Origin of the sequence: Bacteroides sp. AM44-19, assembly GCF_003603395.1 — a bacterium.
Taxonomy (GTDB): domain Bacteria; phylum Bacteroidota; class Bacteroidia; order Bacteroidales; family Bacteroidaceae; genus Bacteroides; species Bacteroides uniformis.
The window spans coordinates 55,796-68,096 of sequence record NZ_QTNB01000009.1; the positions used below are offsets into that span (position 1 = coordinate 55,796).

The following is a 12,301-nucleotide window of genomic DNA, read 5'->3' on the forward strand; positions in this document are numbered from 1 at the left end:
TTTAGAGTTCTAAAATTGTAGAGGATTCACCACTCCACATTAGACTTTGTTAACGACTCTTAAGATTGTTAATTATCAATAGTTTTCATCTCCGAAAAGTAAACTGTGCGCAATGGCATAGTGTGAGCATCACCGATGAGACAGATACTATCAGTAAGGCGAATATCGTTGGATGCTGCACCAACTTTTATAATGAAATCACCCTTTTCTATAGCCCATATTCCATCATTATAATAACCCAATTGTTGCGGTGACATGATAAAGTCTATTTTTTTAGTTTCGCCCGGCTTAAGTGATACTCGACCAAACCCGGCGAGTTTAATGGGTTTCAATGGTTGACTTGCTGAAGTAGGTGATATATATATCTGTACGATTTCGTCACCTTCGCGCGACCCGGTATTAGTCACATTGAAGGAAATATTGAATAACTCATCAGTCGTGAAAACTGATTTGTCAACTACTAGGTCTGAATAATCAAAAGTAGTGTAATTCAGTCCGTACCCGAAGTGATATTGAATACGCTCATCAGGAGTACTGGAATAATTATAGCAGATGTTTTCGTTAAGTTCTACTTTTGGATAACTCACACTCAACTTTCCTGATGGCGCAACATTACCGTAAATAATATCGGCTAGAGCATTACCCCCTTCTTCACCGGGGTACCACGCCTGAATCACGGCTGCACATTTATCCGCAAGGTCGCCAATAACCTGTGCACGCCCACCGAACATAACCAATACAACAGGCTTACCTGTAACTATTAATTGTCTGACAAATTCCTCTTGTTTTCCTGGTAACCGTAAACTTCCGCGGTCTCGATTTTCTCCACACAGTAAAGTATTCTCCCCCATTGCAGCAATGATTATGTCGCTATTGGCAGCTAACGAAAGCGCTTCTTTAGCATCTATTTTCTCATCGCGGGCTATATGGCGATTCTTATCGAGCCATATTGCACGATCATCCCCGCCTTTTGAAATGGATGTCTCAGTTTTGTCAACCCAATCCACACCACAGGAATAGTTCAAAGTGCATCCATCTGGTAGTTTTTTTTCCAGACCTTCTTTCAAAGTTATAATCTGATTATTTGTGTTTCCGGTATTAATGCCTCGCCAAAAATAGTGCAAGCCTTGATATGTGTAATCGCCAAGCATAGCCCACATTGTGTTGGCATTAGGTCCCACAAGAGCTATCTTCCTAGGATGTTCGATAGGGAGGATGTTATCATTCTTAAGAAGTACTACTGATTGTGTAGCAAGTTCATAAGCGGTTTGACGCTCCTCGGCGGTGTCGAATTCTATATCGCCTTCTGCACAGAATGCCGGATTTTTATCAAACAGACCCACTGCAGCTTTTAGCCTCAGAACTCGTTTGACAGCGCCCTCGAATGTCGCCTCACTAACAAGTCCTTGCTTTATTGCTTCGGGAAGGTATTGATAATTGTCACGGTTTTGAAATTCCACATCGTTCCCAGCATTTATGGCAGCCACTCCACGATGCAACGCATCTTCTTCTGTGTCAATCTGGTTAATCGAGCCATAGTCACTTACTGTTATGCCGTCAAATCCGAGATAATTACGCAAAATATCCTGCATAAGATATTTATTGGCAACGGCTTTCACACCATGGAAGTAGTGATAACCGGTCATTATCACTTTACTACCCTTAGTTCGAATCATTGTTTCGTGAGGCAAGAGTATTTCTTCAAAAAGTTCTTTTCTCCTATCGGTATTGCATCCGCCACCATAGCCCAAAAAATGTTTTGAACATGCCGCGACTCCACTTTTCATCCCTCCGTCCTGCAAACCTTCAACAAAAGCAGAACCCATAGCAGCACTTAGATAAGCATCTTCGCCATACGATTCCTCCAAACGGTTGAAATATGGATTCCGAATCACATCCACCATAGGTGACAACGAAAGCATGCCTCCGATTTTTCGCATGCTGATAGCAGTTTGACGAGTTTTTTCTGCAGCCAGGTCAGTATTGAACGAACATGCCAAACCAATTTGCTGTGGGTAAACCGTTGCTTCTTTTGCAGCAATACCTGTTATGACTTCTTCATGAAATAAGGCCGGTATTCCAGTTGGTGTATTCTTCACCAGCCACTCCTGCACTTGTTTTACCATATCGCGAAGCTCTTCGGGTCCATCTAACGAATTGCTGGCATACTGAGCAAAATGTCCTATTCCGTTAGGAATAAGTTCATAGCATCGGACTGTATCAAGCTGATTGTTTTTGTCGAAAAGTTCCGATAGATACATGCTCTGAAGTTGAGCTGCACGTTCATCCATACTCATGCGTTGATATATGTTATCGATTATCTTCTCGGTAAACTCATTTGACAACGGTATTTCCTGTGCTTTGTGTCGAAAGAAAACGGATGTCGATTTATTATCAGAGGCACAACCAGCCAGAATCAACGCTCCACATGCTAAAGCAATCAATTTATTGTATTTCATTCTATTGTCAAAAATGTTTTGGAGGGGTTATCGCTCCGCATCAGGCTTTAGAATGGCTCACTTACTGTTTATGCCTAATTCCTAATACCTAAATGCTTTATTTCAGATTAATGAATCCATTTCTGCTTGAGCGAGCGATAACTCCCATCTATTTTATATACTGTAAATTATGTACTATCGGGTACTTCCGACTTGGCTTCATGGTTTTGGTTTGAAGCACCAGAAGGTGCAAGCTGCCCATGGATAAAGTGCTTGCCCTTCTTCGGCAGGCGCAGCCAATACAAGATTATTGGCATCACACTTCACAATGAAGAACTCAGTGGGCAGGTACGTAGGCGCGGCACCCTCGCCAACCAGGGCTATGGCCGTACCATAAAGGATGGGGGCCGTTACCTTAAGCTTGCCTACCGACCAGTTGGGCACGATGTCGTCGAAGTCGTACGTGAAGGTGCCGGTGCGACCTGTGGGAGCGACAGAGAAATTGCCGTCTATATCGAGCGTCATGCTGCCGGTGGACTCACCCGTCAGGTGATTGATGGTGGGCATATACAGAGTAAACATGTCCATAATCTCTACACTGGCGGCAAACCACGCGGGGCCGGGGTCGGCCTCGTAACCGCCTAAGCCAAAGAAACTTTGGTCGGCCCAGGTCCATGTCTTCTCGCCATCCTCGCCTATCAGGTCGAGCACTATTTGCGGTAGATTGAAGTCCTTGACAATGACTGTACCCAGTTCTTCTGTCACCTGCTCGCCGTTGGCAAGGGTAAAGGTTGCCGAAAGGGGAAACTCACCCGCACCCGTCAGTCGCATCTGAGCCACATTCTTGTCTGAAGTGACACCGCCGCAGCTCCACACGGTCAATACGGGGTTGCCGTTCTTCACGGTGAGGAGATCTTCTTCGTTGGAGAACTCAATCTTTCCCAGGTCGATAGTTGTGCCAAAGTAGGTGGGGGCCCCCTCCTGACCGATGCACAGCCGGGTGGCTATATTGGCCGGAATCGTCGAGATGGTATCTACCTTTACGGTAAACGAGGTCTCGGTGAATGCCTTTCCACCCGAATTCAATCCACGGAAGTTGACGGTATGCTGCCCGGTGAAAGATACCGAAAGTTCGGCATACGCCTTGCGTGCGACAGACTCGCCTACACTCCATTCAGAGAGTATCGGAGAATTGTTTTCTACAACAATGATGTTACCATTTTTGCCATCGACCACCTTCGGAGCCACACTGAGTTGGAGCTCATCAGCGGGGATGGTGCTATCGTCTATGGTATATGTGTCGGTGATAGGGTCGCAAGATGCGAATGTTCCCATCACAGCGATTATACTGATGTATTTGCAAAAGTTTTTCATGATGATATTTTTAATAATTTAGAGCTACAAATTACTTAATCGAAATTCCAAGTGGTGTAGCGCGCGTCCGGAGTGTCCCAGCCGGGATTTTGCGTGAGTACACCGTCGGACAACTGAATTTGCGCGGGCGGAATAGGCCAGAATCCGCCGGTGGCTTGATAACGTGCGGCATACTTGCCATCGCGCATCACGGTACTTACGCCCAGATTCTTTAGCGTGGTATTGTTCTGTTTGTTGAGTTCAGTCTCTGCAATGTGCCAGCGACGAATGTCCTGAAAGCGCTGTCCCTCGAAGGCAAGTTCGTGGCGGCGCTCCTGCTGCAATGCCTCCAGCGAATAGCCGATGGCGGGCAGGCCAGCGCGGGCGCGCACCCGGTTCATGTTGTCGGCATTGCCGGTTAATTCACTGTGCATAAGCAGCACGTCGGCAAAGCGGATGATGTAAAGGTCCTCGAACATGGCTGCCCAACGGGGCTGAATGTAGGGATCGTTCATACCCGCAAATTCAGGATGGGCTATCCAAAAGAGCGAGTTGCCCCAGGAACCCATCTTGTCGTATGCTTGCTTGGAGAGAATGGGCTGTAATTTCTTGTTCCACAGACCGGTCTCTTCCCACTGTTGGCGCACCTCGCCACTTTCATAATTGGCCATATCGAATTCATCTTCGTCTACGATAACAGATGCTCTGCGACGGATATCATCAGGCTCGGCTGCTTCCCAGGAGTCCCAGAGACTGGTAGGAACCGTTCCAAAGGAGTTGGTGTTGCCAAAGGGGAAAGCAGCCCCATTGTCGCTTTTGCTCATGATGCCGAAGAAACTCAGATAGAGATTGCAGTAGCCGCCCTGATTTTCGTAGGAATAACCGGCAAAGTTGCCGAACTTCACGGCAAACACAGCCTCGGCATTGCCGTTGCCTGCCCAGCGGAGGGGCTGGCCATCTACTCCTGTTACACCGGCCGTATATGCGTAGTCGTCTACCGTATATTCGTTGGTGTATGCCCATAGGTTGCGGAAATCGCCCACCAACTGGTGTCCGGAGTTAGCGATGCAGTCTTCCAGCCAGGTTACCACTTGTTGCTTGGTTATGCTGCCACCGTCGGCCGTGGGCATAGCCTCTTTCTGGTAGTAGCCGGTATAGAAGAGGAAGCAGCGGGCCATCAGCGCCTGGGCTGCCCATTTGGTGGCGTGTCCGGACTCTATTTCGTGATACTTCTTATCGCTCATAAGGCTGATAGCTTGCTGCAAATCGGTAGCTATCTGCGCCCACACCTCGTCGGCAGTAGCACGGGGCGTGTTAGTCTCTTGCGTAGTGCTGAGTATCAGGGGTACGCCGCCAAACAGTTCGGCCAGTTCGTAGTACTGGAAGGCACGCATGAAACAGGCTTCGCCCTTACGTTGGCTGAAGAGTCCGGCATCGGGCACGTTGTCGGCAGCCTCCATCAGGTCAAGACCCTCCAGGCAGGTATTGGCGGCATAGATGCCCTTATAGTGAATATCCCAGCAGAAGTCAAACTGTGAATCACTCTTATACATCAGATGGTCGAGTTCCGCATCTTGACTTCCGGCAAACATATCGTCGCTGGCATAGAGGTTGGTGAGCAAATAGGAGGATTCGGGCTTTGCCGCCTGATGATTCAGGTTGGCGTACATAGATGTCACAAGCATTTCCACATCATCCATCGATGTGGGGAAATTTTGCGTGTTGGACTGTGTATAGTTCTTGGTATCGAGCAGATCCTCGCACGAGCAGAGCGTCATCGCGGCCAGCGCGACTATCCCCATATATTTCGTTACTTTTTTTGTTTTCATTGTTTTATTTTAATTTAGAGTTAACAGTGTCTTAGAACTTCAGATTGGCGCCAATCAGCCAGGTACGGGCGATCGGATAAGATCCCATATCTATGCCGCTCACCCACGAAGTGGCGTTTTCGCCATAACGGTCGGTACCGCCGAAACCTACCTCCGGATCCATTCCTTTATAGCCGGTGAAGGTGTAGAGATTCTGTACACTTACATAGAGGCGCAGTTGCGACAGTGGGCAATTCTTCCAGAGGCGCTTGAAGTCATATCCCAATGTCATGTTCTGAATGCGGAGATAGTCGCCGTTCTCTATGTCAATATCAGTCACATGTTCTGCAATCATGGCACTGTTGCCCAGACGCGGGTAGCGGTTGGATGTACCTTCGCCATGCCAGCGGTCAAATGCCTCGATGGTGTGCTGGCGCGTGCCATAGTAGAGTTGTTGCCCAAAGGCTCCGGAAGTGGTGACCGAGAAGTCGAAGCCCTTCCATCCGAGATTGACCGAGAAGCCCAGACGCCAGTCGGGGTGTGGATTGCCAATCATGGTCTTGTCTTTTTCGTCGATAACTCCATCGTGGTGGCGATCCACATAAATCAGGTCGCCGGGTTGAGGGTTGGCCTGTGCCACACCGTTGCCTGCTGCCTTCCAATCATCAATCTGCTTTTGGTTTTGGAAAACACCGGCTGTCTGATAGCCCCAGAAGTAACCGATGGGATAACCAACCTGTGCCCGGTAGAACTCGGCGGCGTTGACGGAAGCAATAGCTCCTTCATTGCCGTGGATGATGCCCTCTGAGTTGGCAATACGGGTGACTTCATTCTTGTTATACGAGGCATTTAGGCTCAATCCGTATGTGAAGTCCTTACCCACACGGTCGTTCCAGGCGAGTGAGAGTTCCACACCCTTGTTGCTCACGTCGCCACCATTGATGTAGGGGGCCTGGGTACCTGCTGTGGAGAGTACCGGAGCCTGTACGAGCCAGTCCTTGGTCTTCTTGTTGTACCAGTCGGCGCTTACCCGCAAGCGGTTGCCCAAGAATACGGCATCAATACCCAAGTTGATTTGTTCGGACTTCTCCCACGTCACATTTTCATTGGCCAATGTGGTGGCATAGGCACCGGTGGTAGGAAGCTTCCCCGTTGCGATGTGTGTCTGTCCAAACTGGTAGCCATGCGAGAGGTCGAAAGCAATGGGCGACACATACTGAAAGTTAGGTATCGACTGATTACCATTCTGTCCCCAACTGGCACGCAGTTTCAGGAAGTCGAGCCAGCCACGGGTGCTTTCCATAAACTTTTCCTCGCTGATAAGCCATCCGGCCGATACAGAGGGGAAGATGCCCCAGCGATTTCCACGGGCAAAGTTACTAGAGCCATCGGCACGAATAATCAGCGTAGCCATGTACTTGTCTTTGTAATTGTAGTTGATACGACCGAAGAACGAGGCCAGCGCCCATTCGTCAAACGGATAGCCCTCGATGTCGGTGGCGGCGTTTCCGATGGTGTTGGATATCCACGCATGATCCATATCGGGTTTCATCGTGGGCAATTGTTGCCCTTCCGTCACGCTGTTGATTATAGAAAGGTTTTCGCCCGGTATGGTCTTCTCAAACGACTGGCCTACCAGTACATCAAAGAGGTGACCGTTCCAATTGGGAAGGATGTAAGAGATTGTATTCTCCTGCGAAATGTTATGTCCCAATGCTGAGCTCTGGGCCACAATATATGAGGCACTTCCCTCGTTTGTAGCAGCCTGATAGGGAGCGGTAAGTGAACGGTAGGAGCTGTTGGTCATACGGTAACTGAACGAACTGCGCCACTTAAGATTCTTAATGGGTTCTACCTCCAGATAGGCAGTCGCGTTGAGGCCGTATGTGCGGTTCTTGTTCAGCCCATGCGCCTTCTGCATCATCAGAATAGGATTGCCCTGTTTATCGTCATACACCCAGCCCGTTTGCTGCATGTCGTGGTAGTCGAACAGTTCTCCTTCGGCATTGTGCATAGGCAATAGCGGAGTAGTCTTTATGGAATTATAGACATCGTTATAGAGAGTAGATGTCTGTGCTATCGTGCTCTGGTTTGAGTAGTAGAACAGTAAATTCTCGCCAATCTTGATGATGTCCCGATCGCTTCCCTTGAGGAGCACATGATCGGAGTTAATACGGGCGGTATAACGCGTATAGTTGGGCACAGTACCCTTGCCTATAATACCGTCTTGCGAGGTAAAACTGAAACCGGCTGAGAACTTGCTCATCTCGTTACCACCTGTCAGATTGATGGCATGGTTCTGCATCGCTGCATTCTCGTTGCGCATCTCGTCGAGCCAGTTAGTACCTTGCCAACCGTTCTGAAGCATATTCCAAGTGTATTCGCCCAATTGTGTCTGCCAGTTCAGCGCCGGAACACCGTTATTGAAGTTGGTTTCATCAGTAATTGCCATGAATTGCTGCGCATTGAGCGTGTTGGGCATCTTATATACGTTCTGCCAACCGTAATACATGTCGTAACTGAGCTGTATCTTGCCCGTCTTACCTTGTTTGGTCGTAACCAGGATAACACCATTAGCGGCACGCGAACCATAAATAGCAGCCGAAGCAGCATCTTTGAGCACATCGATAGACTCAATATCTGCCGGGTTGAGCGTATTGATGTCGCTACCGGCCACACCGTCAATCACATACAGCGGTGCAGAGTCGCCCACGGTACCGATACCGCGAATATTCACCTTGAAACCTTCGCCGGGCAGACCGTTGTTGGCTGTAATGTTGATGCCGGGCGTCTGGTTCTGTAATGCACCCAGTGCACTGGTGGTATTGAGTTTTGTCACATCATCACCCTTCACTTGTACGGTGGCGCCGGTAACGAGTTTCTTCTTCTGTACACCGTAGCCCACTACTACCACTTCTTCCAGTTCCCGATAGTCTTCTTCCAACGTAATCTGGAGATGAGTGACATCTGTTACTTCTATAACGCGGGTCTTATAGCCTACATAGGAGATTTCGAGTTTGGCTCCCCGGTTGACCGTTAGCGTGAAATTACCTTCAATATCGGTAATCACACCGTTGGTTGTACCTTGTTCTATCACACTGGCGCCGATAATGGCACCCATTGCATCGGATACATTGCCTGTCAACTTTACCGTCTGTTGCTGCATCTTCTGCACATCAGGACTCTGAACTGCATAGACCTGAGAGGTTGCTCCCAGTGTCATGGCAGACAATAATCCTGCAAATAGCATAGACTTGTTAAAACTAAATTTACGATTCATTGTTCTGTTTTTTAAGTATTAGTAATTAGTATAAAGTTACCTTATCTCAAGTTTCGGATTTAGGTTTATTAGTTTGTAATAGATATGTGAATTATGATACCCATTATCTTCTGCGACACCGTATGTTCATTCTTACCACACTTCTGCAACTGTGCCCACAAAGCTTCGGATGACACTTTGCAACCTGCTCCCTACGCAAACATAAACGATATGGGGTGCAAAGTCCGTTTCGATGCGACGCAATCTTAGAATAAAGGATTTATTTCTATGAATAAAGGCTTTAGTTATAGAAACAAAGGCTTTATTTTTGCGAACAAATCCTTTATTCTAAGATTTCATAGGCACAAAAGACACTTTGCGCAGACACGAGATACACTCTGCATAGGCACGGAAGATGGGTGATTTTCCCTTTTCACCATGCAAAGAGGTTTCAATCCTAACTTCTGATTCTAAATCCGAAACTCTTGCCTTATTCATTGTAATTTCCTCTAATGAATTTCCGTTTCTGCTGCTAAATTACGATATTAATATAGATGACCTAACTGCGGGTAGCTGGTGACGGTAGATTCTAATTCAGTATATTTATTTTATAATCAATGATTTATGCTTTGCATTGGACGATAAAAAAGTAGATTTTATAGACGATTTGATGAGGCTAATTTCCTTATCCGGATGAAAAAGTGTAGTGAAAAATTCTGCTTTTTACGTCATAGGATAATGAAAATTGTAGTGTTTCCAAATATCTTAGTATCTTTAGGGCAAAATAAGAATATAAGTATGAAAACAGTTGCCAGAACCTTTTTGTTACTTTTCCTATGTAGCCTACAAGGTAAAGCAGCATTCTATAGCGACAAGGCTGCAAACCTGTTGAACACACTGGATTCACTGATAGAGAACTACCCTCAAGTCATCGAACAGCGCCAATCGGCTATCAACCGGATAGCTAGTAAACCTATGCCCAATACGCTACAGGCGCGCTATGAACACAACAAACGTTTGTTTCAGGAATATCAATATTTCAATATAGATTCGGCACTCGTATATGTCAATGCCAATATTGTCATTGCCCAACAGACGGGTGATGACAACATGATGAACCTATGTCGTATACAGAGGTCATATATTTATGCCATTATTGGACAACTGCATGAATCTGTTGAAGAGATGCGACAAATAGACCACGACAAACTAACAGGAGGTATGCTTATAGAATATTTGGGACAGATGTCTCTGCTCTACTCCCGATTTGCCGAATATACAGACGGTGGTAGCGATAAGCGAGATTATTATTACGAGAGAGAACACTTTTATATAGATTCTACCTTGAATGTACTACCTCATGAAAATCCCTATTACATTCTTTATAAAGGATTAAAAGACTTACGAGCCGGGAACTATTCCGGTTCCATCGTTGCAATAAAAGTATATTTGGAAACATCAAAGACAATCAGCATCGCTAACAGCAAATTGCTATATATACTATCCACACTATATCGGGACAACAATCAACCGGATCTGAGGCTGGAGTGTTTGGCAGAAGCCGCCATCATGGATATGACACTGGCCAACAACGATAACGTTACATTGCATGACTTGGCTACGCTACTCAATGAAAAAGGGGATAATGAGCGCGCTTACAAATATATCTCCCTATGTCTGGAAATGGCCCATATCATGAACAATCGGGTCCGTATGGTTTCTTGTCTCTCTACATTTGATGCCATACAGAAGACAAGTCTGCAAATTAAGAAAGCTAAAAACAGACAGTTAAGCTGGTCGCTATGGGTTATCGGATTCGTTTCTTGCCTGCTCACCCTTACTCTGATATATACGTACAGAATTTTGAAACACCGTAGCCGGCAACGGATAGAACTGAAGAATCTGAATGGACTGCTTTCTGCTTCGAATACAGAGTTGGAGTCGGCCAATGAACGGTTGAAGAACAGCCTGCATGAAATTACCGTACTTCACCAGCAGATTACAGAAACCAACAACCTGCTGAAAGAAGCCAATGAAAAACTCTATGACCAGAATATCATCAAAGAAGAATATATAGGATTTGTGCTCACCCTCTGTTCTGACTACATCAGTAAGCTTGACCAATACCGAAAAAACATCAACAACAAGGTGAAAACCCAGCAGTATAAAGACCTACTGAAATTTACGGATTCTCCCATCATGATAGAATCTGAATTAAAGGAGTTTTATCGGACTTTCGATGCTATTTTCTTACATGTCTATCCTTCTTTCGTGAGCGACTTCAACTCTTTACTTCAACCCGAATACCGTATCATCCCCAAGGAAGAGGGGCGGCTAAACACGGAATTGCGCATATTCGCACTAATGCATCTCGGCGTTACGGATTCCAGCAAAATTGCAGATTTCTTCCACTGGTCAACCCAGACGGTCTATAACAAACGGGTGTACATCCGTCAGAAGGCTATTGACCGTGAAACCTTCAATGACCAAGTGCGCAAGCTGGGAAAATAGAAAGGAAGCAGCGTCTACTTACGAATTTCTGTATAGCTTTGGCGACATTCCTGTATGATTTCTGAAATATCGACCAAAATGGGATTGAGTCGAGAAATTCAAGTCATAGGCTATTTGTTGGATGGAGAGAGTGGACGATTTAAGCAAGGTCTTGGCTTCTAAAATAGTATATTTGTCAATCCAATCCGTTGCATGTTTTCCCGTTTGTTGTTGAATCACAGTAGAAAGATATTTCGGGGTCAGATTCAGCTTGTCTGCATAAAAACCGACACTCCTTTCCTTGCGAAAGTATTTTTCTACATTCTTTATGAACTCCTGAAAAATGGATTCGCTTCGGGATAAAACTGCCGGAGCGTAGTTGGTTAAAAGCAAATTAAAGATATTACAAGCCAAGATATATAAATAGTATTGAATGATCTGTTGACGAAATATATTTCCGGTATCTGTCATCGTTTGTTTCAAACATTTCAATAGGACTTCAAACTCCTGCTTTTTGGAAGCCAATACCGGTTGACAGGGATTTTCTCTGATTAAGTGGAGGAATCTTAGTATATGACTTCCCTGCAACTCGAAGAGGCTTTCTTTTAAGCACATCAATTCTGCCTTGAAGTTCTTGCTTAATTCCAACACCTCGAAAGGTTTGCCTTCCATCACTATCAAAAAGTGGTTTTCCAGCACTGTAATCTCTTCAAAACCGACTATTAACCGGGCATACCCCTCCGAGCATATTACAATTAAGAGGCTATCTAATTTGACAGGGTGTCCGGTAATGGCAAAAGTTCCCAGATGTTCCATCGGAGACGTATAGTTATCAAAAATAAGGAACTTGTCTGATAACGCTTCTGTAGAGGCGAACTCCTGCACCATTCGTAAACCAATATTCTGTGCTTTGTCTTTCATGAACGTCTAATTTGGTCAACAAAAATAATCAT

6 protein-coding genes are annotated in these 12,301 nt (G+C 46.0%); 1 reads left to right on the forward strand and 5 read right to left on the reverse strand.

Annotation, left to right across the window (positions count from 1 at the left end):
- Positions 1-68 precede the first annotated feature (68 nt).
- The 4 genes from DW947_RS14030 to DW947_RS14045 all read right to left on the reverse strand — a co-directional run bounded on the left by DW947_RS14030 (position 69) and on the right by DW947_RS14045 (position 8,879).
- Complete coding sequence (locus tag DW947_RS14030) at positions 69-2,459, reverse strand: glycoside hydrolase family 3 N-terminal domain-containing protein (RefSeq protein WP_057256552.1); 2,391 nt, start codon at positions 2,457-2,459, stop codon at positions 69-71.
- A 198-nt stretch (positions 2,460-2,657) separates the two neighbouring features.
- Complete coding sequence (locus tag DW947_RS14035; RefSeq protein ID WP_057256551.1) at positions 2,658-3,812, reverse strand: hypothetical protein; 1,155 nt, start codon at positions 3,810-3,812, stop codon at positions 2,658-2,660.
- 35 nt (positions 3,813-3,847) lie between these two features.
- A complete protein-coding gene (locus tag DW947_RS14040) occupies positions 3,848-5,620 on the reverse strand; it encodes a RagB/SusD family nutrient uptake outer membrane protein (protein ID WP_005830682.1) in 1,773 nt (590 codons plus the stop codon).
- Between the two features lie 31 nt (positions 5,621-5,651).
- Complete coding sequence (locus DW947_RS14045) at positions 5,652-8,879, reverse strand: SusC/RagA family TonB-linked outer membrane protein (RefSeq protein WP_005830680.1); 3,228 nt, start codon at positions 8,877-8,879, stop codon at positions 5,652-5,654.
- Between the two features lie 777 nt (positions 8,880-9,656).
- On the opposite strand from DW947_RS14045, the gene DW947_RS14050 reads away from it, so the two are divergent.
- Positions 9,657-11,369 carry a DUF6377 domain-containing protein gene (locus DW947_RS14050; protein WP_057256550.1) on the forward strand — a complete coding sequence of 571 codons (1,713 nt, stop codon included), beginning with the start codon at positions 9,657-9,659 and terminating at the stop codon, positions 11,367-11,369.
- A gap of 18 nt (positions 11,370-11,387) precedes the next feature.
- On the opposite strand, the gene DW947_RS14055 is transcribed toward DW947_RS14050, so the two are convergent.
- Positions 11,388-12,269 carry a helix-turn-helix domain-containing protein gene (locus DW947_RS14055; RefSeq protein WP_005830672.1) on the reverse strand — a complete coding sequence of 294 codons (882 nt, stop codon included), beginning with the start codon at positions 12,267-12,269 and terminating at the stop codon, positions 11,388-11,390.
- Between the last annotated feature and the right edge of the window lie 32 nt (positions 12,270-12,301).